The 25,301-nt window shown below is 37.4% G+C and carries 18 protein-coding genes; 7 read left to right on the top strand and 11 right to left on the bottom strand.

Annotated elements, in window-relative coordinates:
- Positions 1-7 precede the first annotated feature (7 nt).
- Positions 8-718, top strand: coding sequence for an SDR family oxidoreductase (locus Q2T41_RS08700; RefSeq protein ID WP_304435750.1), 711 nt, complete (start codon positions 8-10; stop codon positions 716-718).
- A gap of 1 nt (position 719) precedes the next feature.
- Here the strand turns inward: Q2T41_RS08700 and Q2T41_RS08695 are convergent, their stop codons facing one another.
- From Q2T41_RS08695 to Q2T41_RS08680, 4 genes are all read right to left on the bottom strand, one after another.
- Positions 720-3,461: a PD-(D/E)XK nuclease family protein gene (locus tag Q2T41_RS08695; protein WP_304435749.1), complete on the bottom strand. Its 2,742-nt coding sequence runs from the start codon at positions 3,459-3,461 to the stop codon at positions 720-722.
- A 69-nt stretch (positions 3,462-3,530) separates the two neighbouring features.
- Positions 3,531-4,874 carry an OmpA family protein gene (locus Q2T41_RS08690; protein WP_089261044.1) on the bottom strand — a complete coding sequence of 448 codons (1,344 nt, stop codon included), beginning with the start codon at positions 4,872-4,874 and terminating at the stop codon, positions 3,531-3,533.
- 113 nt (positions 4,875-4,987) lie between these two features.
- The gene (gene kbl / locus Q2T41_RS08685; protein WP_304435748.1) at positions 4,988-6,181 is read right to left on the bottom strand and encodes a glycine C-acetyltransferase; all 1,194 of its coding nucleotides are present in this window, start codon (positions 6,179-6,181) and stop codon (positions 4,988-4,990) included.
- A gap of 4 nt (positions 6,182-6,185) precedes the next feature.
- Positions 6,186-9,281 carry a UvrD-helicase domain-containing protein gene (locus tag Q2T41_RS08680; protein ID WP_304435747.1) on the bottom strand — a complete coding sequence of 1,032 codons (3,096 nt, stop codon included), beginning with the start codon at positions 9,279-9,281 and terminating at the stop codon, positions 6,186-6,188.
- 119 nt (positions 9,282-9,400) lie between these two features.
- On the opposite strand from Q2T41_RS08680, the gene Q2T41_RS08675 reads away from it, so the two are divergent.
- Positions 9,401-10,009, top strand: coding sequence for a superoxide dismutase (locus Q2T41_RS08675; RefSeq protein ID WP_089261041.1), 609 nt, complete (start codon positions 9,401-9,403; stop codon positions 10,007-10,009).
- Between the two features lie 864 nt (positions 10,010-10,873).
- On the opposite strand, the gene Q2T41_RS08670 is transcribed toward Q2T41_RS08675, so the two are convergent.
- The 4 genes from Q2T41_RS08670 to purN form a co-directional block, all read right to left on the bottom strand.
- A complete protein-coding gene (locus Q2T41_RS08670) occupies positions 10,874-12,772 on the bottom strand; it encodes an amidophosphoribosyltransferase (protein ID WP_304435746.1) in 1,899 nt (632 codons plus the stop codon).
- A 44-nt stretch (positions 12,773-12,816) separates the two neighbouring features.
- Entirely contained in the window at positions 12,817-13,743 is a 927-nt protein-coding gene (locus Q2T41_RS08665; protein WP_304435745.1) for a PfkB family carbohydrate kinase, read from the bottom strand.
- A gap of 114 nt (positions 13,744-13,857) precedes the next feature.
- Positions 13,858-14,490 (bottom strand): ribonuclease H1 domain-containing protein, encoded by a 633-nt coding sequence (locus tag Q2T41_RS08660; protein ID WP_304435744.1) that lies wholly within the window; start codon positions 14,488-14,490, stop codon positions 13,858-13,860.
- Entirely contained in the window at positions 14,490-15,065 is a 576-nt protein-coding gene (purN, locus tag Q2T41_RS08655; RefSeq protein ID WP_304435743.1) for a phosphoribosylglycinamide formyltransferase, read from the bottom strand. Before purN ends, Q2T41_RS08660 begins: the two co-directional genes overlap by 1 nt.
- A gap of 290 nt (positions 15,066-15,355) precedes the next feature.
- Between purN and Q2T41_RS08650 the strand changes: the two genes are divergently transcribed.
- The 5 genes from Q2T41_RS08650 (at position 15,356) to pyk (ending at position 19,718) form a co-directional block, all read left to right on the top strand.
- The gene (locus tag Q2T41_RS08650; protein WP_008269813.1) at positions 15,356-15,589 is read left to right on the top strand and encodes an acyl carrier protein; all 234 of its coding nucleotides are present in this window, start codon (positions 15,356-15,358) and stop codon (positions 15,587-15,589) included.
- A gap of 107 nt (positions 15,590-15,696) precedes the next feature.
- A complete protein-coding gene (gene fabF / locus Q2T41_RS08645; protein WP_304435742.1) occupies positions 15,697-16,947 on the top strand; it encodes a beta-ketoacyl-ACP synthase II in 1,251 nt (416 codons plus the stop codon).
- A gap of 10 nt (positions 16,948-16,957) precedes the next feature.
- Entirely contained in the window at positions 16,958-17,692 is a 735-nt protein-coding gene (gene rnc / locus Q2T41_RS08640; RefSeq protein WP_089261035.1) for a ribonuclease III, read from the top strand.
- 116 nt (positions 17,693-17,808) lie between these two features.
- Positions 17,809-18,273 (top strand): IPExxxVDY family protein, encoded by a 465-nt coding sequence (locus tag Q2T41_RS08635; RefSeq protein ID WP_089261034.1) that lies wholly within the window; start codon positions 17,809-17,811, stop codon positions 18,271-18,273.
- A 2-nt stretch (positions 18,274-18,275) separates the two neighbouring features.
- Complete coding sequence (pyk, locus tag Q2T41_RS08630; protein ID WP_304435741.1) at positions 18,276-19,718, top strand: pyruvate kinase; 1,443 nt, start codon at positions 18,276-18,278, stop codon at positions 19,716-19,718.
- Between the two features lie 70 nt (positions 19,719-19,788).
- On the opposite strand, the gene Q2T41_RS08625 is transcribed toward pyk, so the two are convergent.
- The 3 genes from Q2T41_RS08625 to Q2T41_RS08615 all read right to left on the bottom strand — a co-directional run bounded on the left by Q2T41_RS08625 (position 19,789) and on the right by Q2T41_RS08615 (position 25,298).
- Positions 19,789-20,313 (bottom strand): PAS domain-containing protein, encoded by a 525-nt coding sequence (locus Q2T41_RS08625; protein WP_304435740.1) that lies wholly within the window; start codon positions 20,311-20,313, stop codon positions 19,789-19,791.
- 301 nt (positions 20,314-20,614) lie between these two features.
- Complete coding sequence (locus Q2T41_RS08620) at positions 20,615-22,063, bottom strand: TolC family protein (RefSeq protein WP_304435739.1); 1,449 nt, start codon at positions 22,061-22,063, stop codon at positions 20,615-20,617.
- Positions 22,056-25,298: an efflux RND transporter permease subunit gene (locus Q2T41_RS08615; RefSeq protein WP_304435738.1), complete on the bottom strand. Its 3,243-nt coding sequence runs from the start codon at positions 25,296-25,298 to the stop codon at positions 22,056-22,058. The genes Q2T41_RS08620 and Q2T41_RS08615 overlap by 8 nt, the downstream gene beginning before the upstream one ends.
- Positions 25,299-25,301: the final 3 nt, after the last annotated feature.

The following is a 25,301-nucleotide window of genomic DNA, read 5'->3' as shown; positions in this document are numbered from 1 at the left end:
TGAAATAATGAAAGATTTAAAAAATAAGGTAGTGTATATTACCGGTGGAACAAAAGGAATAGGGTTAGGTGTAGCCAAGTCACTTTTGGCAGAAGGCATGAAGGTTGCAATTAGTGGCAGAACACAACAGAGTGTGGACCAAGCGTTAAAAGAGTTTGAAAATGATGCGGTATTGGGTGTGGTATCCAATGTTGCAAAATTGGAGGATGAAAAAAATGCTGTTTCCAAGATTTTGGATAAATGGGGACAATTAGATGCGGTTTTGGCCAATGCAGGCGTAGGTAATTTTGCACCCATAGATGAAATGACGGACGAAGCATGGCACCAAATGATAGATACCAATTTAAATGGTGTTTTTCATACGCTTAAGGCATCTGTAGAGGCCTTGAAAAAAACCAAGGGTTATTATATTACATTGGCAAGTTTAGCGGGGACCAATTTCTTTGCTCAAGGTGCGGGTTACAATGCGTCTAAATTTGGGGTAGTTGGTTTTACCCAAGCTGCAATGCTTGACCTACGTAAATATGATATAAAGGTATCTACAATAATGCCCGGATCTGTAGCTTCACAGTTTAACAATAACGAACCAAGTGAAAAAGATGCATGGAAAATTCAACCAGAGGATATTGGGGAACTGGTGTTGGATCTATTAAAAATGAATCCAAGGACCTTACCAAGTAAAATAGAGGTTAGACCAACCAGACCTGATAAAAAATAGGTTATACTTCTTTTTCTGTGAACGGAATTTCAGGATTACATATTTCTGTAATTAATTGACCAAGAATCTGCTCGAAATCTGAAATTACATCATGGGTAATGATGTTTTTCTTTGCTCCTCGAGCAGATTCTTTTTGTGCAAAAAGCAAGGTGCCATCGGTAAAGTTTTTTAATGAAATGATTCCTGCTTGTACTGCTAAATTTGGTGTAGGGTTGGTCTTAAAATACATAAGGCCATAACAAAGTAACTGAAATGCTTTGCTGTACTGATAATCTTGTGTCAGTACATCCCAATCCATTAGTTCAACATTTCTGCGGTCCACGCGACCTGTTTTGTAATCTATAATTCTTGTTACCCCATCAAATTCATCAATACGATCTAATTTTCCCTTTAAGATAATGGGGAAGTCCAAACCATCTATATGAAGGGGAACCTGTAAATCTTGCTCCAAACCTATAATCTTAATGGTATGATGGGCTAGTTGGTCAATTTCAACATCAATAAATGTTTGAATATATTTAAGGATGACGTGAAAGGTAATGTAGTTTTTCCCTGATTCTATATTACCTTCCTTAAAGGTCTTTTTTAAATTAAAGAGCACCGTTTTATGGACATCTTTTTTTATAGCGGTTAATCCCTCCTTGGTAAGGTTGGTGTTGATCAAAGGGGTGTATAGCGCTTCTAAGGAATCATGTACAATAGTTCCAAAAGTATTAGGGGCCAAAGTCTCTTCGACCTCTAGAACATCGTTAATGTTCAATAGGTTTTGTTTATAAAAATCTATGGGGTTCCTAATATAATTGCTAAGTGAACTTGGCGAAAATCCTTTTGCTGCTTTAGAATGTATAAGCGTCAGTAGACTTTCGGTTTTAGGAATGGTCTCTTTGGTATAAGGATACGACTGTATCTGGGGAGTAGCAATATATTCGGTGATGCCGGTTCTTTGTTCATCCGTTAATAACTGGGTAATCAACCTACTTTTTTCTCCCCCTTCCAAAGCGTCCGGTTCCGTATTATATAAGATATATACATTTTTGGCCCGTTGCAACAATCTATAAAAGTGATAGGTATATACCGCATCTTTTTCTTTATAGGTTGGTAGGTCATTTTTGGTTTTAAGGTCAAAGGGAATAAAGGAATTATTGGATTTACCTGAGGGTAAAATTCCTTCGTTCACTGAAGTAAGTATAACGGTCTTAAAATCTAACAACCTACTTTCCAGCATTCCCATAATTTGAATACCTTCTGTAGGATTACCTTGAAAATCCAACGTTTCCGTACTTAATAATTGTCTAAATAGTTGTTTTAAACTCTTAAGGCTATTTATATAGGTAAACGTATTGCATAGGTCCTTAAGTTGGTTAAAGAGCGTATAAAACTTATATAATTGCTCAAGTATTAGAACATCATTGCTCAAGGAATCTATAGCTCTTAAGGCTTGCACCAAGGATAAAAAATGGTCAATTAAAATTTTTGGGTCGTTCTGTACATCCTTAAAAAGTAAATCTATGGTATTATGTTGGCCAATAAGGGATGCAATTTGGGCCATGGTAATATAGGACCAGTTATTGGTCTTAATTTTGGTGATAAGCTCCTGTGCGGAGATGTTTTCTGCATTTAATAGTGTAACGGTATAGGAATGGGTTAGTAGGTTTAAGAGGTGTTTGTAAAACCATCCTTTTTCTGTTCGTTGCTCATGAAATTCAATTACATGTAAAAAGAAACTAGCCAATGTGGTCAATTCCAATTTTTGACCCATGGTAATATTGGTAGCCGTTATTTCTTTGGGTATAAAATGTAATAACGGATTCAATAATTCTTCATTGCCCAGTACTATAGCTGCATTTTTAAGTTGTTCCGGATTTTTAGTCTTGATGTTTTTCAGTAAATGACCCACATAATTTACCTGTGATATATTTTTGGGAACACCTATAATTTCAATGTTCTTTTGGGATAGATAATGATTGGAAACGCCCTGCAAATCCTTGTTTTTTAATACGGGCCATGTGTTTTGATAAGTTCTAATAAAGTATCCTGCATCGTGAATGGGATCCTTTAAAAAATAGGTATCAATATCCCAATATGCAGATGCATTGGTTTGCTGCAGAATGGACTGTATTAGCAGGCTTTCTGCTTTATTTAAGGCGTTGAATCCTAAAAAGACATGTTTTTTGGTATTGTTTTCTAAATACTGTGGTAGTTTTTCAACAGATGTCTTGTAGATTAGTCCTTGGTGGCCTAAACCTTGTTGAATTAAATTTTTATTAAAGTGTTGGTATATATCCTCTAAATGTCTCCAGAAATGTAGGTAATTTTCTATCATTTCAGACTTATCCGCATTTAATGACCAATGATTTACTTCTTGAATGGCGGCTACATTTTGGTATAATGTTTTGGCATTGACAAGGTACCGGTCAATTTCATTAAAATCCTGTAGTAGTATCTGACCCCATTTTAAAAAAGAATCAAAGGATTCCTTTTCATATTCCCCAACTTGTAGATATGCTTTATAAAGTTCAAAAAGTTGTGTAGTGGCATTTGCGGTTACCAGACCAGAAATATGCGCTATGAAATCTTCTATGCTATAAATTTCCGGAGCTAAAACGGTTTGGTTAATGTTCTTGCTTAATTCCCTTTTTAGAAAAACTCCAGCACGTTTACTGGGTAAAACAAATATGATTTCCTGAATACGTTGTTCCGTATTCAATACCTCTTTGACCACATCCTTTATAAAACTTTGCATAGGGTAAAAATAAAAAAGCTCCGCATATAATGCGGAGCTTTTATTAAAACACTTAAGGTTTGTGTAAACTTATTTTACTAAGTTAATTTCTACCCTTCTGTTTTGAGTTCTACCAGCTCTTGTGTTGTTAGTAGCGATAGGCTTAGACTCACCGTAACCAACTGCAGATAATCTGAACTCTTCAATTCCTTTGTCAACTAAGAATTCTTTTACAGAAAGAGCTCTTGACTCAGAAAGACTCTGATTTAATTTTTCACTACCTACGCTATCAGTATGACCTTCAACGGTAAACTTAGCGTTAGGATATTCTTTAAGGATTGTAATAATATCAACCATTACAGAAGTAGACTCAGCTTTGATAGAAGATTTACCAGTATCGAACAAGATAGTTCTAGCGTAATCGTTCAATTGCTTTTGTACTTCAGCAGTTACTTCAGGACAACCAGCGTTAGCTACTGTACCAGCAACATCTGGACATTGATCATCTTTGTCAAGAACACCGTCACCATCAGTATCTGGCCATGGGCAACCTTTATTTTCAGCAGGACCAGCTTCAGAAGGACAAGAATCATCCTTATCTGCAACACCATCGCTATCAGCATCAGGACAACCAGCTAAAGCAGGAAGACCAGCTTCGTTAGGACAAGCATCATCTTTATCTGCAACACCGTCACCGTCAGCATCTGGACATCCGTTCATTTCTTTAGAACCAGCTTCGTTAGGACAGCTATCTTTGCTATCTTCTATACCGTCACCGTCAGCATCTGGACAACCGTTGAAAGCTTCAAGACCAGCAACTTCTGGACAAGCATCATCTTTGTCATAGATACCATCACCATCAGTATCAGTACCACCAAATTTAACTGAAATACCAGCTAAGTGTTGGAAATGCTTAACACCGTAATCTTCAAAAGCATGCTTGTAGTTAGATTGTAATGTAAGACCTAAGTTGTCAGAGAACCAAATGTTCAAACCAAGACCACCATTTACAGTACCAGCACCAATTTCATCAACCCAAGTATAACCACCACCTATCTCTACGAAAGGATCAATAACGGTTTCTCTTTTGATGAAATCATATTTTATTGTACCATCTATAGCATAGTGAGAAAGATCGTCAACACTAACGTCACCTAATTTGCTAATTTTATTAAGAGAACCTCTTGCTCCAATAGAGAAGCCGTCACCAACGTGCTTAGATACGCCTACGTAAGAAATAGAAGGTAAAATGTTCCAGTGGTCGTTCACATTAAAGAATTCGTTACCGAAAGAACTCATATCTCCAGTTGGGTATGGGTCAATGGCATTAACCCCGAACTGTACTTGCCAAGGATTATTCTCGTCTTGCGCTTGTATGCTGTTAATACCTACAACAAGTAGGGCAGCAACCAATAATTTGCTAAGATGTTTCATGTATTAATTTTTAAGTTTAAGTGTTTATTAGCTGCAAATGTAACTTGTTAAATATTATTAACAAAATCAATTTCCTATTTTTTTTAACGCATTTAATAGATTAAAAGGCGCATTTAAACGATTTTTAGCTCTTTTCCGACTTCGGTAAATGCGTTTATGGCAGCATCTAAATGTTCCTTTGAATGTGCTGCCGATAGTTGAACCCGTATACGTGCTTTTCCTTTTGGTACTACCGGATAGAAAAAACCAATGACATAAATACCTTTTTCCAAAAGTTTGTTCGCCATATCTTGGGAGAGCTTTGCGTCATATAGCATTACGGGTACAATGGCGGAATCTCCATCAACGATATCAAAACCAGCCTGTTTGATGCCTTTTTTAAAGTATGCCGTATTTACCTGCAATTTATCCCTAAGGGAGGGATCGTTCTTCAACATATCGAACACCTTAATGGAAGCCCCCACTATGGCCGGTGCCAACGAGTTAGAAAAAAGGTAGGGTCTGGACCGTTGTCTAAGCAAGGTGATAATTTCTTTTTTTCCTGTAGTATAACCACCCATTGCACCGCCCAAGGCTTTACCCAATGTTCCTGTTATAATGTCTATTCTGCCCATAACACCTTTTTCCTCTAACGTACCCTTTCCTTTTTCACCTATAAATCCGGTGGCATGGCATTCATCTATCATCACTAGGGCATCATACTTATCGGCCAGGTCACATATTTTATCCAAGGGAGCAACCAGTCCATCCATGGAGAACACACCGTCCGTAACAATTATTTTAAACCGGGCCTTGTCTTCATTGGCCTTGATCAACTGAGCCTCTAAGTCTGCCATGTCGCTATTCGCATACCGATAGCGCTTTGCTTTGCACAACCGTACGCCATCGATGATAGAGGCATGGTTCAATGAATCTGATATAATGGCATCTTCGGCAGTGAACAAAGGTTCAAACACACCACCATTGGCATCAAATGCCGCGGCATACAGTATGGTGTCTTCGGTTTCATAGAAATCCGCTATTTTTTTTTCCAACTCTTTATGGATGTCCTGCGTACCACAGATAAACCTTACAGATGACATTCCAAAGCCGTGGGTGTCCATTGCATCTTTGGCAGCTTGTATGACATCTGGGTGGGAAGAAAGCCCTAAATAATTATTGGCACAAAAATTTATTACCTCTTGACCTGTATCTATCTTAATAACGGCATCTTGCGGAGAAACGATTATCCGTTCTTCTTTAAAAAGTCCGTCATTCTTAATGGATTGAATTTCCTGTTCTAAATATTCCTTTATTTTTCCGTACATATGCTTAGATATATTCTAGTTCTATTTTGGTATTAATATACACAATGATTTTTTGTTCAATGGTATAGCCCATACTTGCAAATCCTTGTCCGTAGCTAGTTATTTGGTTGTGATATGCAGTACTGCGCTCACCGGTTTTGTAATCTATTATAACGGCACCTTTATTTTTGATGACAACACGATCGGGCCTTAGTACAGTACCATCAGGTAATAGGAGGTCTCTTTCATTAAGTACTTCCCAGTCCTCTTCATAAAAATGTTTGAGGTCCTTATGAAAAATTACTTGTTGTACCTTTTTTTTATATTTGTCCCGCTCTATTTCTTTGATCAATCCTTTTTGTACGGCCAGCTGCATGGCACGGTCAAGGTCAGAGGCTTTTTGAATCATGCTTAAAATAAAATGAACAACATTTCCTTGGTCAATAGCCGTATCCATACCCTCGTTCCAAAGAATTCCGGATGTGGCTAAAATTTTAAATTCTGGTCGGTCTTTAAACGTATATATATAAGGTATGGTTTTTTGTCCAGGATTTACGGTGGCAATTCTAGTACAATGTTGCAATGTGCCAAAGGCATAGGTAAATTGATTTGGTTGCCAAATTCCGGCATTCTTAAGAAAATGTATGAATAATCCTGAATAATAATTGACGTTATGGTCCCCTTTCCTGTCGATCATATGGGCACTTATAACAAATAAGGCATTAACCGCTCTGGTCAATACCACATATAAAAGATTGTACGCATCTAATTGTAGTTTTTGGTGGTCGGTATCATATAGCATGGATTCTAACTGACCATAATGCCTTACTTCCTGTTTTTTATTGATCAATAGTTCATTGAAACCTAAAAATTCATTGCTATCTACCGAGAGCCATAATTTAGGGTCAATTTCCTCATAAATGTTGGAATTGGCATAGGGAAAAATGACTACGGGAAACTCCAAACCTTTTGATTTATGAATGGTCATGATCTGAACTGATTCCAGATTTTCCGGAGTACTAATGCTTGTAGAGTTTCCTTTCTTGTCCCAATAATCTAAAAAGGATTGCATATCTGACCCATATTTTTGTTCAATATCAAAAACCAGGTCCATGAATGCGGAAAGATGCGCATCTGAATCAGCATTTAAATTAAACACCCTAATGGCGTAGGCCAGCCCGTCAAAAACCGAAACTTGGCGTAGTTTTCCACTATCAAAACCGTAGGCCTCCAATAAGTGGGCATCTAAATGGTTAAGGTTTTGATAGATGTAGGTATGTTTGTCCTGTTTGCCTTGTGATAGAAAATCTAAGAGGCCATATTGGATATCCAATTCTGCAGGTTGAACCATATAGCGTACCAGTTGGACCAAAAATATGGTTTTGGGGCTACCGCTCAATAATAGGGAGTCAGATGAAACAACGGGAATGTTATGTTCCATGAGGTAATTGGCAAGTATTAACCCATGTTTCTTTTTTCTGATAATGACACAAATATCACTATAGGTATAGCCCTTAGATAGACACGTGGCAATGGTTTGCAAGGTTTGTTCTGCATACGCCTTGTCCTCTTCCTCTTCTAGAAAGGAAATGTTAACATATCCGCCATCTTTACCTGAAGTTTCCTGTTGGTTTCCCAGTTTAAAAAAATCTTGATAAAGTGTATTTTCCAAGAACGGGCTAATACTTTGAAAGAATGTATTGTTGAAATTGATGATTTCTGCGCAACTTCTATAATTTTTAGGAAGGGTGACCAAGGTTGATGCTATGGTAAAGGGGTGTGTTTGCTGTGTTGCCAAATCTAAAAATTGCTCGGCCTTTCCACCTCTCCACCTATATATGGCCTGTTTTGGGTCACCGACCAAAAATAGGGAACCGGTACCTCCCAGTTCATCTTGGCCTTCCATGGCATTTCCTATTAAAGGGATTAGGTTTTCCCATTGCATTTGGGAGGTGTCCTGAAATTCATCTATAAAATAATGACGGTATTTTTCTCCAAGACGCTCATATATAAATGGTGCCGGCTGATCTTTTACCTCATTGGCAATTAAAGTATTGAATTCAGAAATTGATAATTGATCCTTTTCTTCCTGTATTATTTTTAGTTCTTTTTGTATGGCATTCAATAGGGCAAAGGGTATAATGTTTCTGTTGACATTACTATATAGGCCCATTTTATAAATACTGTCCTTTATTTGAAGATAGTCTTGAAGTATTTGGGCGGACAGCTCTTGCGGAACATTTTTAATGGATGCTTTTAAAATCTTACCCTCCACTAAGTTCTCTTCAAGCTTATTGTTATATAATTGGCTTGGCTTAAAATTACCATCTATAATTTTTTTGAAATGATTGGGCAATGTCTCTCTTGGAAAATCCTTATGATCCAAACCTTGGTTTATGATATAATCCAAAACTTTGGCCGCAATCTCTTTTACTTGTTTTTCAAGTGTATTGACTTTGGTTTTTAATAAGTCTTGTAGCTTAAGAAAATCGCCAATGTCATGGTCTTTCAGGTTTTTAAGATGTTCGGCATTGTTTTCGTCAAAAAGAAGTTTGCCAATTTTTAATAGGTCAAACGCAATGTCCCAGCTGCGGTCATCTTCTATTTTTTCCAGGGCAAAGTCCAACAACACTTTGGTAAACTCGGCATTTTCACCAGCTTTGTCTATTACGCGTTCAACCGCTTCTTGTAAGAGCAGGTCCACATCAAGCACAACTTCAAAGTTTTGGGGAATTTTTAAATCCTTGGCAAATGTTCTAATAAGCCTGTGCGTAAATTTATCTATGGTAGAGATGTCGAAAAAAGCATAATTGTGCAATATTTGCTTTAGACGCAGAGAACTTAATTTTGTAAGTTCTTCAAAGGTATAGTCCGTTTCATTAAGAATATCCTTTAATAACGGATTGGCCTGATCAATAGAGGACGTTCTGGAAAATTCATAAAGGCTGTTTAATATACGATGCTTCATTTCATTTACCGCTTTGTTGGTAAATGTTATGGCCAATATTTTTCTGAAGTTTTGAGGAGATGCCAGAATAATTTTCAAATATACTTTAGCAAGGGCATAGGTTTTGCCTGAACCTGCTGAAGCATTATATATGGTAAAAGAATTACTGGGCACGGATTTTTACCGCAAATTAAGGATTCCTGTACAGTTCTTAACAAATTATTTAGTGAATATAAATGTTAAAATTCGTAGCTTTGATAGACAATTAATATTAACATAAAAATAAATAAATTATGGCTTTTCAATTACCGAAATTGCCTTATGCCTATGATGCTTTAGAGCCTCATATAGATGCTAGGACAATGGAAATACATCATACAAAACATCATAATGGATATACTTCTAAATTAAACGCTGCCATAGAAGGTACTGATTTGGAAAAAAAATCTATTGAGGATATTTTAACTGGGTTGGACATGGATAACGGTGCTGTTAGAAATAACGGTGGTGGTTTTTACAACCATTCTTTGTTCTGGACCATTTTATCTCCTAACGGAGGAGGTAAGCCAAGTGGGGAACTTGCTGGGGCCATAGATAGTGCTTTTGGCTCTTTTGATGCGTTTAAGGATAAATTTTCAAGTGCCGCTGGTACCAGATTTGGTTCAGGTTGGGCGTGGCTATGTGTTCATAAAGGGGGTAAATTAGAAATTTGCTCAACTCCTAATCAAGACAATCCAATTATGCCAGGCGTAGGTTGTGGCGGTTTTCCAATCTTGGGCTTAGATGTTTGGGAACACGCTTATTACCTAAATTATCAAAATAAAAGACCGGAATATATTGAGGCCTTTTTTAACCTGATCAACTGGGAAGAAGTTTCTAACTTATATGCAGCTAATAAATAAATAGATGCAATAAAAGTTTATTGTAATACTTTAAAGACCACCTAAAAATTACTTAGGTGGTTTTTTTGTGGATGTAAAATAGAAAAGGGCGGAGAAATCTCCACCCTTTTCGTCCCAAATCTTACCATAAACTTAACCTACTTATGCTATGGCAATACTAAATTACTGGTATTGAGTAAATAAAAAAAGAAAATTTAAGAAAAATAATTGCATTTATTGCATTGCACTTTTTCAATAAATGCCGTTCATCTAAGGTAATATAAGGGTTTAGCACAAAAATAGGTGCAAAATAAAAAGACGGAGCATAGCCCCGCCTTTTCCCCAAATCTTACCATGAACTTAACCTACTTATGCTATGGTCCTCCAAATATATTGTTGGTTTGGTTTGTTATAAAAGTTTTGCGTTGAACTCCCTAAACATTGGTCAAACGGTAAGTTTACTTTATTAATCGTGCTATAATCGTGCAGCGGAAATACAAAAGGGTGTAAAATAAAAAGACGGAGCATAGCCCCGTCTTTTCCCCAAATCTTACCATGAACTTAACCTACTTATGCTATGGTCCTTCAAAGATATAATCCTTGACCAAACTGGTAAAAGGTATTTGTTAAACGCCCCTTAAAGACGTTAAAAGGTCATCTTTAATAAAAAATAGCAGTTGAACGTTATTTTAAAATAGAGCAGAAAATAAAAAAGGCGGAGAGTTCTCCACCTTTTTTGCCCCAAATCTTACCATGAACTTAACCTACTTATGCTATGGTAAGTTTAAATGTAAAGCCATGGAGTTCATTCTGACTATTCAGTCGATGAAATACACTTTTTGTCGATGAAATACACAATTAGAGTGCATTTCATCGAAAATTTTATTAATACGCCCTTTCGTTATTTCCTTCGTAAAAATTAATGAAGGCTCTATTTACAACTCTATTTCCACCAGGGGTAGGATAATTGCCGGTAAAATACCAATCCCCAAGATTTTTAGGGCAGGCTTGGTGTAAACTAGAAATGGTTTGGTATATAATAGAGACTTCTGCATTAATACCTTCCGGACTTAATAACTGTCCAATTTTAGTGGATATTTGATTGGCGCTAAAGGGTTTGTAAAAATCCTTTACATAATTAATGACATCCTTATCCTTGCTTTTAACCTGAGTTAAACATTTTTGATAAATTTCCTCTACAATATGTAGGGTATTGTGTTCTTCATGAAGTGCCAAAGCAGCTTTAAAGGCAATAAAATCTTCCAATTTGGCCATATCTATACCATAACAATCAGGATATCTAATCTGGGGTGCAGATGAAACAACAATTATTTTTTTAGGTGAAAGACGATCTAAAATCCTTAAAATACTCTTCTTTAAAGTGGTACCCCTAACAATGCTATCATCTATGATGACAAGATTATCTCCTTTTTTAACTGAACCGTAGGAAATATCGTAGACGTGAGCCACTAAATCGTCCCTACTACTATCTTGGGTTATAAACGTCCGCAGTTTGGCATCTTTAATGGCCACTTTTTCAATCCTTGGCCTTACTTCCAGTATTTCGTGTAATTGTTCACCTGTAATTTTAGGTCCTAAGGCTAAGATTTGTTCTTCTTTTTTCTTGTTCAGATAGTTTTGGGCCTCTTTGACCATGCCGTAGAAAGAGGTTTCTGCCGTGTTTGGTATATAAGAAAAAACAGTGTTCTTGATATCTTCTTGAATGGCATCCAGAATTTGGGGAAACACAAGCTTGCCCAATGCTTTACGTTCTTGATAAATTTCCTTATCGCTTCCTCTTGAAAAATAGATACGTTCAAAAGAACAAGCTTTACGCTCTTTGGGTTCCTGTATTTGTTTTATGGCACTTGTACCGTTCTTTTTAATGATTATAGCGGCACCGGGATCTAATTCTTTTACCTCATCATAAGGTACGTTGAATACGGTCTGTATTGCCGGTCGTTCAGATGCGACCACCACGACCTCGTCATCTTTGTAGTAATAAGCAGGTCTTATTCCGCTTGGGTCCCTAAGAACAAAAGCATCTCCATGGCCCAGTAAACCGGCCATAGCATAACCACCATCAAAATTTTTAGCGGCCCTTTTAAGTATTTTGGAAATTTTTAAGCGTTCTGCAATTATAGGTGAAGCCTGCTCTTTGGTATAGCCTTCTTTTTTGATCTGTTTATAGAGTTTGGCAACGGCATCATCAAGAAAATGGCCTATTTTCTCCATAACGGTAACGGTATCTGCCATTTCCTTGGGGTGTTGGCCTAACTGCACCAAATTGTCAAAAAGTTCATGGACATTGGTCATGTTGAAGTTACCTGCAACAATAAGGTTACGGTGCATCCAGTTATTCTGTCTTAAAAATGGATGAACACTTTCTATACTGTTCTTGCCAAAAGTACCATAGCGAACATGGCCCAGTAACAATTCACCTATATAGGGAATATTCCTTTTCTGCAATGCAACATCATGTTCATACTCAGGATGTTCTTTCAGCTCAGTATTTATGCGATCGTTTATTTGGGCAAAAATATCCTGTATTGGCTGTTGCTGGCATGACCTTACACGGCTCATATAACGTTCCCCGGCTTTTACATCTAATTTAATACTGGCAAAACCTGCACCATCCTGTCCACGATTGTGCTGTTTTTCCATCATCAGGTACATTTTGTTTACACCATAGAAAGCCGTTCCGTATTTTTCCTTGTAATATTCCAAGGGTTTTAACAACCGTATTACGGAAATACCACATTCATGCTTAATTGCGTCACTCATTGCGTATTGGTATTAAAAAAACCCCAAAAATTGGGGCTAGGGGTTTATTGTAATTCTATATCAAACTGCGTTAATTTTTTAAATTGATGCAGTCTTTCTCTTATTTCCTTTCGATCAAGTTTCAGCATTCTTTCTGCACCAAACTTTTCAACACTAAATGATGCTAGATTAGACCCATGGATAACGGCCTTCTTCATATTTTCAAAAGAACTGTCGTTACTAGCTGCCAAGAATCCTGCAAAACCACCGGCAAAAGTATCACCTGCACCAGTTGGATCAAAAACTTCCTCTAGGGGCAAAGCAGGGGCAAAAAATATTTGACTTTCATTGAACAGCAAGGCACCATGTTCACCTTTTTTGATTACCACAAATTTAGGGCCCATAGTAAATATTTTCTGTGCTGCCCTTACCAATGAATATTCTCCTGTAAGCTGTCTTGCCTCTTCATCATTAATGGTAAGTACATCAATGTGTTTGATCACTTCCATTAAATCCTCCAAAGCATTGTCCATCCAAAAGTTCATGGTATCCAATATGATCAACTTTGGTCGTTTTTTCATTTGGTTAATTACACCTAATTGAACTATAGGGTGAAGATTTCCTAGCATAACAACATCTGCATCATTATAATCTTGGGGCACTACCGGGTTAAAATCCTCTAATGTATTTAATTCGGTCACAAGTGTATCCCTTGTATTCAGGTCATTATGATATTTTCCTTTCCAATAAAAGGTCTTGCCACCTTTTACGATCTCTAGGGCAGAGATATCAATATCCCTATCGGTCAAAAGATCTAAATATTCTTGGGGCAAATCATCACCTACAATAGAAACAATGGCAGAATCTACTTCAAATTGAGATGCAGCAAGTGCAATATAGGTAGCTGCGCCGCCCAAAATTTTATCCGTTTTGCCGAACGGAGTTTCTATAGCATCAAAAGCGACAGTACCAACAATTAAAAGTTTGCCCATAAAGTTTAAAAAATTTAAGCTGCAAATATACGGTTTTGGTAAGCTAATTAAAATGGTTTTACGATTACTCCTTACATTAATTATCAAACAAAGGTTGATAAAATTTTTTGCAAATTATTTCCTACCAAAATCAGCAGGAATTTCACCCCACGCCTTTGTTTCCCATTTTACGATTACGGTAGTGTACTGATTGTTCTTCAACCACTCCTCAGCTCTTTTGATCAGATTAAATAGCGATGCGTTTTTAGCGGATGCGGCCAGTTTTGTATTGCATTTTTTTTTGCGGACCCAGCTCATGGCCGTTCTGGAATCGGTATAAATCATCCGGTCACTTTTGCGTTCTTTTAAGAATGCTAGTCCGTGGACAATGGCCAAAAACTCCCCAATATTGTTAGTGCCTTGGGGAAAAGGGCCTTGTTTGAACAATTTTTTGCCGGTTTTGGTATCTACGCCTTGGTATTCCATAACCCCAGGATTTCCACTAGATGCGGCATCTACGGAAATAGAATTGTAATTTGGCTGTCCTATTCTAAGCAATTCTTCTTTAGACAAGGTAGTTGTTGCCTTCTTTTTTCCTTTAAAATCTGCATATGTGCCATTATACGCTTTTTTGGCAACCTCAAAAGATTCAAATGATTTGTATTCGGCACCTGCATAACCATCAATAGATTTTTTACAATCTTTCCATGACTCGTATATACCTGGCTTTTTTCCTTTCCAGACCACATAAAACTTTTTCTTTGCCATTATAACGATGATAGTAAATTATCGATGACTTTTGGAAAATATTCGTATTCCAATTGGTGAACTTTAGCGGCAATGTCTTCTGGGCTATCATTGGGCAAAAGTTCAACGTTTACCTGCTTTATGATTGCACCTTCATCATAGTTGGCATTGACATAATGTATGGTAATACCGGTTTCCTGTTCGTTGTGTTCCTTTACGGCATTATGAACGTTCATGCCATACATTCCCTTACCGCCGTATTTGGGTAATAGGGCAGGGTGAATATTAATGATCTTACTGGGAAATGATTGGGTAATAGCTTCCGGTATTTTCCATAGAAATCCGGCCAATACAATTAAATCAGGTTCTAACGAACGTAACATATTAAGAATGAAATCGCTTTTAGAAAAGGCTTGTCGGTTAAAATAAAGGGCGTTTAATCCTAATCTATTGCAACGGTCAATGACTTTGGCATCGCTTTTGTTAGTAAGTACACAGCATATAGTAACATCATTGCGGAGTTTAAAATAATTGGCAATGTTCTCTACATTAGATCCGGAACCGGAGGCAAAAAGAATAATTTTTTTGGTTTTCAATAGTTGTGGTCTTTATAAGGGGGCTAACGGTTAAATTAAATTCGGCAAAAAAAAGTAAATAAAAAGCTTGTCAGCGATTAGAAAAAAACGATTATCAATTTATAGTTCTATTACCTCACTACTTTTCACTACCTTTTTAATGGTTACCGAAACAAAATATTAATATGGTAAAATTACAGCACATGTCCTTAATTTTATTAAATTACAATACATTTTAACGACAATTAGTGGTTTTAATCCAAAGTTTTTTATTTTTGCCTTCAATTTAAATTTTTAAAACAAATATTATTATGTCAGACATTGCATCAAGAGTTAAAGCTATCATCGTTGATAAATTAGGAGTTGATGAGAACGAAGTGGTAACCGAAGCTAGCTTTACTAACGATTTAGGCGCAGATTCATTGGACACGGTAGAGTTGATAATGGAGTTCGAAAAAGAATTTGATATTCAGATTCCAGACGACCAAGCCGAAAATATCGCAACTGTTGGTCAAGCCATCAGCTATATAGAAGAAGCGAAGTAAAACATGTTTTCTTAAATAGAATCCAAATTATCCATGTGGTAAATGCTCCGCATGGATAATTTTTTTTAATTTACGCTTGGTTTAGATTTAAACAAATAAGAAGTTAAATGCAGTTAAAGCGAGTTGTAGTTACAGGTTTGGGGGCACTTACCCCAATTGGTAATAATATAGAGGAGTATTGGGATGCATTGGTTAGCGGTAAAAGTGGCTCTGCACCAATAACTTATTACGATACGGAAAAATTTAAGGTAAAGTTCGCTTGCGAGCTCAAGAATTATAACACAGAAGATCATTTCGATAGAAAGGAAGGGCGTAAGCTGGATAGATTTGCACAATATGCATTGGTATCTTCAGATGAGGCTATTCGCGATTCTAAATTAGATTTGGACAAACTGGATAAGTTTCGAGTAGGTGTTATTTGGGGAGCAGGTATTGGTGGGTTGGAAACTTTCCAGAACGAAGTTATGAATTTTGCCAATGGTGATGGTACTCCCAGGTTCAATCCATTCTTTATTCCAAAGATGATCGCTGATATTGCACCGGGCAATATTTCCATAAAGCATGGTTTTATGGGCCCAAATTATACCACGGTTTCCGCTTGTGCATCATCTGCCAATGCAATGATAGATGCCTTGAACTATATTAGGTTGGGACATTGCGATGTGATTGTAACAGGAGGTAGCGAGGCAGCCGTAACCATAGCAGGTATGGGCGGTTTTGGAGCAATGCATGCATTGTCTACAAGAAATGAAAGTCCGAAAACGGCATCTAGACCATTTGATGCAACAAGGGACGGTTTTGTACTTGGAGAAGGAGCAGGTGCCTTGGTTCTAGAGGAATATGAACATGCAGTTGCAAGAGGAGCAAAGATTTATGCAGAAGTTGCTGGTGGCGGTATGTCAAGTGATGCATACCATATGACCGCACCACATCCAGACGGAATTGGGGTGGTAAGGGTAATGGAGAATTGTCTTAGGGATGCCCAAATGTCCATAGAGGATGTAGATACCATAAATACACATGGTACGTCAACACCTTTAGGTGATGTAGCAGAGCTAAAGGCAATTACCAAGGTATTTGGAGAACATGCCAAAACAATAAACATCAATTCTACAAAATCCATGACCGGTCATTTACTGGGTGCTGCCGGGGCTATTGAGGCCATTGCATCCATTTTATCAATGGAGCATGGTATAGTGCCCCCTACGATCAATCATACCACTGTAGATGAAAATATAGACCCAAGCCTCAACCTTACGTTGAACAAGGCCCAAAAACGGGATGTAAAGGTTGCCATGAGCAATACGTTCGGTTTTGGAGGTCACAATGCTTGTGTGGTTTTTAAAAAATTAGATTAATTTAATTTTTATGACCTTTCCAAAAAATTTATTTAATTCCCATTCTAAAGAGGATGGGGATTTTTTTTTGGGAATAACCAAAATACTTGGGTTTAAGCCTAAAACATTGTCCGTATATAAAAAGGCATTCTTACATAGGTCCATGAATAAGAAGGACGCTAATGGTAATGCAATGAATTATGAGCGGTTAGAGTTTTTGGGAGATTCTATGCTGGGAACCATTATATCCAAACATCTTTACAGTGAAGTCCCTGATGGGGATGAAGGGTATCTTACCAAAATGCGATCAAAGATCGTAAGCAGGGAACATCTTAATGAATTGGGGAAAGACCTTGGACTTATCAATTTTGTGGAAAGCAGAATTCCTAAGTCGCATTTTGGACAAAATATTCATGGTAATGTCTTTGAGGCATTGGTAGGTGCCATTTATTTGGACAGGGGGTATAAGTATTGCGAAAAGTTCATTCAACATAGGGTTATTGGACCTTATGTAGATATAGAACAATTGGAAGGCAGGGTTATCAGCTATAAAAGTTTGGTCATTGAATGGTGTCAAAAAAAGAAAAAATCGTTTGATTTTGATGTTTACGAGGACACGGGCAACGACCCATTGAAACATTTTGCGGTAAAACTTTCAATAGGGGACAGCGTGGTAGCCAAAGCAAGAGCAACATCAAAAAAAAAGGCTGAGGAAAGAGCCGCAAAAAGGGCATTTTTTGCGCTACAGGATAAGATGGAAAATTAAAATGGTTACAGCGGTAACAAATGCTAACATTTTAATAACTTTTATACCATTTATATCAAAAAGGTACGCTAGGCTTTAAAGCTTTTAAGTTCTATATTTACCCCTTTTCCAAAAGTATGGCAGCTATTTATAAAATAAACGATGATTTCTATGATGAATCCTTTATTTTAATAGCTTTGCATACTACATTAGATGATTATGCCTTGGTATACGGTTTAAATCAAAGTATAAAATCAAAATTTAAAAGAGCTAAAAAAAATTTTAACCTTGCTGAAAACAAATCGTTTCCAATTTTTGAATGGGAAGATGAATTTCATGACATGTATTGGGTGCTTGTTGCAAACCACAGTAGTGAACAAGAAGTAATTAGCAACAACGATTTATTTCAGAACGAATCAACCTTTACAAAGCCAAGGCTAATACCGGAATATAAGGATGTGGATTATCTATTAAAGATAGAGACAGAGAAAGATTTCGATACCAATTCGTTGATTAAGAATATACTTATGCTGCCTAGGGTTATGGCCGCATATGAAATAAGTACAGAAAAACTAAAGTCAAAGAACAATTTAATATTTTAAAAATGCCAACTGTAAAAAAGACGAAAATTGTAGCCACATTAGGGCCTGCAACTAGCAAGAAAGAGGTACTCAGGAGCATGATCAATGCAGGAGTAGATGTCTTTAGAATAAATTTTTCCCATGCGGATTATGAAGATGTAAAGGAACGTGTTAAGATGATTCGTGAACTCAATGCGGAATTAGATACAAATACATCCATTTTGGCCGATTTACAAGGTCCAAAATTGCGTGTAGGAGTAATGGCCGGTGATGTAGTGGTAAGCCCAGGTGATGAAATTACCTTTGTTACGGGAACACCTTTTGAAGGCACTGCCAAACGTGTTTACATGAACTATAAGGAATTTCCTAGGGATGTTAAGGCTGGGGAGCGTATTCTTTTGGATGATGGTAAATTAATGTTCGAAGTGGTAAATACCAACGGTGAGGACGAAGTTTTGGCCAAAGTTATCCAAGGTGGACCCCTAAAATCCAAAAAAGGTGTAAATCTACCTAACACCAATATTTCCTTGCCGGCACTTACCAAAAAGGATATTAAGGATGCAGAATTTGCTATTGGTCTTGAAGTAGATTGGTTGGCTTTATCATTTGTACGTTTTAGTCAAGATTTAATTGATCTTCAGAATATCATAAATAAGCATTCCAATCATAAAATTCCTATTATTGCTAAAATAGAAAAGCCAGAGGCTGTAGAAAATATAGACAAGATTGTTGCCTATTGTGACGGCTTAATGGTGGCCCGTGGAGATTTAGGTGTTGAGGTGCCTGCACATGAAGTGCCGCTAATTCAAAAGCAGTTGGTATTACGTGCCAAAAAAGCTAGAATACCGGTGATCATTGCCACGCAAATGATGGAAACCATGATTACCAGTCTTACACCTACTAGGGCAGAGGTCAATGATGTTGCCAATTCTGTTATGGATGGTGCAGATGCCGTTATGTTATCCGGAGAAACTTCCGTAGGTAATTATCCGGTACAAGTAATTGAGAAAATGTCAAGTATTTTACAGAGTGTAGAGGGATCGGAACTTATACATGTTCCGCATGACCCACCGCACATTCGTACCAAAAGATTTATTACAAAATCCATATGTTACCATGCGGCCTTAATGGCCAATGAAATTAAGGCAAAGGCTATTTCTACCTTGACCAATAGTGGGTATACCGCATTTCAAATTTCGGCATGGAGGCCAAGTGCGCACATTTTGGTGTTTACATCAAATAAAAGAATACTTTCCCAATTAAACTTACTTTGGGGGGTTAAAGCGTTTTACTATGATCGCTTTGTTTCTACGGATGATACTATTGATGACGTAAACAGAATTGCATTCAACAAAGGATTTTTGGAAGTGGGAGATATGTTGGTTAGTTTAGCTGCAATGCCAATAAAGGATAAGGGCATGGTAAATACCTTAAGGGTTACGGAAATAGAATCTGAAGATATTTAGTATTTAGAATATTGTATAAAAAAAGGGACCGTTCTTCAACGGTCCCTTTTTTTATGTAGCTTAACAACGGTTAAGCTACTTCTTTTTCAAAAGCAATAAAATTAACGACCTTTCCTTTTGTGTTGAATATAGGAGCACCCTTAATACAACAATTATAGATAGAACCGTCCTTTCTGTAATTGACCACCGTAACCTCAAATGGTTGTTGTTCCTTGACAGCCTTTGATATTATCTTAAGAGGTGCCGTAGTGGTGAGTTTACCTTGAAACATTTTAGGAGATTTTCCAATGATTTCTTCAGGATGATATTGGCTCATATCCCACATATTTCTAGTGGCAAAAACGATATTTAAATTAGTATCGGTAATTACAATTATATTCTTGTCCGTTTTTAGCTTTTTGTCAAGTATCTTGGTGTCAATAGACCAGGAATTTATTGAACTTAAGGCCAATAGGGAATTCATGTCATTTTCAGAATTATTAATGGCTTCATAATTTTTGCCATAAAAATCCCAAGAGATTACCGGCAAAATAGATTGTTTTAAACTTTTTCTGAATTTGACAATGGCATCATCATAATCTGTTAACTCGTTCATAAATGATATTTATGGTGATACATTAAATTTCTTATCATAGCAATTTTTGTTAAAACTATAAAAACCGAAGGGCGATTAAAAATTTTGCCAGTGGATTAACAAAAGTGTTTAACAATTGGAGTGTATTTTAGTTGCTTAACTATTAAAAGTATCAACATTATATTGTGTAAAGCGCTGAAAAATAGGTGTGTTTGCCGGTTTTAAATATACTTATCACCATAGCTTTTTCCTTTTTAATATATATAAATAACGAAACAACTCCTTTTTTTAAAGGAGTTGTTATGTTCTTTTAATGTATGGACTAAAACCAACCACCTCCCAAAGCTTGGTACATTTGAACCCTTGCCATAAGCTGTTCTTTCTTGGTCTCAACAAGTTCCATTCTAGATTCCAATGCCTCACGTTGAGTAAACAATACCTCCGTATATTCAATTCTAGCAGATTGAAACAGCCGGGTAGACAAATCGATCGAAGCGGTCAAAGCTACTACTTGGTCCTCTTTCAGCATATAACGCTGCTTAAGATTTTCAATTTTAGAAAGCATATTTACAACTTCAATATATCCGCCTAAAACAGCTTTTTCATATTCATAGACTGCTTGTATTTGTTTGGAATTTGCGGTATTGTAATCTGCTTTAATGGCATTTCTATTGATCAAAGGGCCTACAATATCTCCAACGGCGCTATAAATCAAAGATTCTGGGGTATGTGTCAGGTATTTTGCTTTAAATGCCTGTAGTCCAACGCCAGCCTTCAATCCTATTGAAGGATAAAAATTTGCCCTAGCAACCTTTATATTTAATTTTGCCGCTTCCAGTTCAAATTCCGCTTGCCTAATATCCGGTCTATTTAAAAGTAACTGTGATGGTATACCGGCATCAATAGCATGTATTTTTGTTGCTATAAAATCATCGGAATTACGGGCAATATGCTGTGGTTGTCTACCTACCAAAAAATTCAGCTTATTTTCCATTTCAACAATTTCTTGCTGAACTTCAAATTTGTGGCTTTTGTTTTTAGCTACTTCTGCCTCAAATCTTTTTACCGCTAATTCGGTAGCTCTAGCTGCTTGCTTTTGTAGCCGGACCATTTTTAGGGCATTACCTTGTAATTCTAGATTTTGCTCAATGATTGCCAATTGGTTATCCAATGTGATCAATTCGTAATATGATTGGGCTATTTCTGCAATTAACCTGGTAACCATAAAGTTTTTGCCTTCAATAGTAGATAGGTATTCTAAGGTGGCGGCCTTTTTGGAATTGCGTAGTTTTTTCCAAACATCCAATTCCCAGGTAGCAAATAGACCGGCGGAGTAATCTGTTAAAGGCTCAGGAAATTCTTCACCTTCCTTGATATCCAGGTTTTTTTCAACAGCACCATTACGGGTATATTCGCCAACTTTTTCTACTTCACCTCCGGTACCATAATTTATAAAAGGCAAATATTCTCCTTTTCTTGCCTTCACTTCGTTCTGGGCAACATCAATTTGTTGCATCATAATGCGCAACTCTTGGTTATTTGCCAAGGCAGTATCTATCAATGCAACAAGATGCTCATCTTCAAAGAAATGGCTCCATTTTAATTGAGCACTATTTAAAGTATCTACGGGCAAACCATTAAAACTTGAAGGTAAGTCCGTATTTGCCGATTTTAATTGCTTTGTGGGCACACAAGAATAGAAGAGACCCATTAGTATTAAATATAGCAATAGGATCTTACCATGCTTCATGGTATTGTTTATCTTAATCATTATCTTCTTTTTTGGTTAGTTTTTTAATCATTTGCTTTAATTCGCGAAGCTTTTGGCGTGTTTTACTTTCACCTTCGCTTAGTCTCATAAACTCTTCCGATACGGGTTCGTCCGACTCCCCTTTAATAAGTCCACGACCATCTGCCATTTTTGCGAAAATGTAATACAGGCCAGGGATAATAAGTACACCTATTAGTGTACCCATAAGCATACCGCCCATTGCCGACCCACCAATGGTTCTATTGCCTATTGCCCCTGCGCCATGTGCAATAACCAAAGGAATTAGTCCAGCTATAAAAGCAAAGGAAGTCATTAGAATAGGTCTAAAACGCACCTTTGCACCTTCAATTGCGGCTTCTAGAATAGTGCTCCCCTGTCTTCTTTTTTGAACTGCGAATTCCACGATAAGCACGGCATTTTTACCCAGTAGGCCAACAAGCATAATGAGTCCGATTTGTGCATAAACATCATTTGCTAGTCCCATTGCCTTTAGCATAAAGAAAGACCCAAGAACACCTACCGGTAGTGATAGAATGATGGCGAACGGAAGTAGGAAACTTTCATACTGGGCCGCCAAAACAAAGTATACGAAGATCAATACCACCATAAAAATGTAGAGCGATTCATTTCCTCTTTGCGCCTCATCATATGACAGACCTTCCCAAGCCACATCAAAGCCTCTAGGTAAGGTTTGCTCTGCAACTTCGTTAATAGCTTGTATAGCATCACCACTGGTATAACCACTAGCAGGAAGCCCTCTTATAGAAGCCGAATTGTATAAATTATATCTGGTGATCTCATTTGGTCCCAGTCTCTTTTCCATGGACATAAAGGCGGAATATGGAACCATTTCTCCCTCTTCGTTCTTTACGAACAGTTTTTCTAGGTCAGATGGTAACGCCCTGTATTCAGGAGCAGCTTGGGTATACACCTTGAAAAATCTACCAAAGCGAATAAAACCTTGTTCATAGGTACTACCAATTAATATATTCAGGTTTTCCATGGCTTTATCTATGGAAACCCCTTTTTGCATGGCAATTTTGTTGTTGATTTTTAATTCATACTGGGGATAGTTGGCAGAGTAAAAAGTAAACAGTCCGGTAAGTTCATCCCGTTTAGACAACGCTTCCATAAAATCATTGTTGATTTTTTCAAATTCGTGATAATCGGTTCCGTCCGTTTTATCTAAAAGACGCATGGAGAATCCGCCAGAGGATCCAAAACCGGGTACCGCAGGTGGTTCAAAGTATTCAATTACCGCACCTAGATCTTTGGTTTCTTCCTCTAGCTCTTCCATGATTTCATGAACGGAATGATGACGTTGGCTCCAGGGCTTAAGGTTGATCAACACCGTACCGGCATTTGATCCACGCCCTTCGGTCATGATTTCATAACCAGCCAATGAAGAGGCGGACTCCACACCTTCGGTCTCTTCACAGATTTGCTGTAATTTATGGGCTACATCATTGGTACGTTCTAAGGTAGAACCTGGTGGTGTTTGTATAATTGCATAGATCATACCTTGATCCTCGTTTGGAATAAAACCAGCAGGTAAACTTTTGTTGGTGAAAAATATGGCTACACAAAAAGCACCCAGAATACCAAAGGTCAATACTCTTCTTGCAACAATTTTATTAAGGATGTTACCATACCTACCCGTAAGTTTTTCAAAACCTCTATTAAACCAATCAATGAATTTATCTACAATTGTTTTTTTACGTTGTTTACCATGGTTGTTTTTAAGAATCATGGCACAGAGCACAGGTGTTAAGGTTAGGGCTACAATAGCCGATAGAATTATTGAGCCGGCCATGGTTATAGAAAACTGACGGTAGAAAACCCCAACAGGTCCCGTCATAAAAGCAATAGGAATGAACACCGAAACCATTACCAAAGTAATGGCTATTATGGCACCCCCTATTTCGTTGACTACTAATTTTACGGCTTCATAAGGTCCCACATGGGTTTCTTCCATTTTGGCATGTACGGCTTCAACCACTACTATAGCATCATCAACCACAATACCAATGGCCAGTACCAATGCAAAAAGGGTAATTAGGTTAATGGAGAGTCCAAATAACTGCATAATAAAAAATGCCCCGATCAAGGAAACGGGTACGGCAATAATGGGAATTAAGGTAGAGCGCCAATCGCCCAAAAAGAGAAAGACAACTATGGCAACCAGAATAAAGGCATCTCTTAGTGTGTGTATTACTTGTTCTATGGATGCATTTAAAAAGTTTGAAACGTCATAACTAATTTTGTAATCCAGACCTGTGGGAAGGTCTTTTTTAAGCTCGTTCAACTTGGATTTTACCTCATCTATAACATCACTGGCATTACTGCCAAAAGTTTGTTTCAATACTATAGATGCTGATGGTTTTCCATCTAGATTAGAGTAAATATCAAAAAATTCGCTACCAAGCTCCACGTCTGCTACATCACCAAGCGTTAAGATTTCGCCTTCGGCATTTGCCTTAAGAATAATGTCCTTGTATTGTTGAGGTTCATCATACCTATCTTGGTACATGAGAACATATTCCAGGGACTGTGAGGTTTTGCCGGAACTTTGCCCAATTCTACCGGGGCGTGCCAAAATACTTTGCTCTTCCATAGCCTCAAGAATTTCTTCGGCAGAAATATTATAGGCACGCATACGATCAGGTTTTAACCATACGCGCATGGCAAACTTACGGCTACCTAAGATCTGTGCACTTGCAATACCATCTATTCTTTGAATTTCAGGAATCATTTTGGTGTATGCATAGTTGTATAGAAACAGCTCGTTATCATCTGCATTGTCACTATACAGATTTACGTACATAAGCATACTTGGCTGTACAGGAGTAATGATAACACCTTCACGTTGTACCAGTTCTGGTAATAACGGCATTACTTGATCCACTCTTGTTTTGACCCTCACAACTGCTTGATCAGGGTCTGTGCCAGGCTCAAAGATGATACGGATGGTACCTTCACCGGCACTTGTAGCATCAGAAGCAATATAGCGCATATCTTGTACACCATTAATTGCGGTTTCTAATGGAATAAGCGTTGATTTTACCAGTACGTCTGCACTAGAGCCCGGGTAGGCTATAAAAATATTTACCGTGGTGGGCGCAATATCCGGAAACTGTGAAATAGGTAATTGCTTTATGGAGAGCAACCCTACGAATACTATGATTACCGATATGACGATAGCCAATACCGGTCTTTTTATAAACTTACTGAACATGTT

This window comes from Maribacter confluentis, assembly GCF_030505015.1.
In the GTDB taxonomy this organism is placed as follows: domain Bacteria; phylum Bacteroidota; class Bacteroidia; order Flavobacteriales; family Flavobacteriaceae; genus Maribacter; species Maribacter sedimenticola.
Note: the sequence above shows the minus strand (reverse complement) of the source record. Positions and strands in the feature narration are given on the sequence as shown.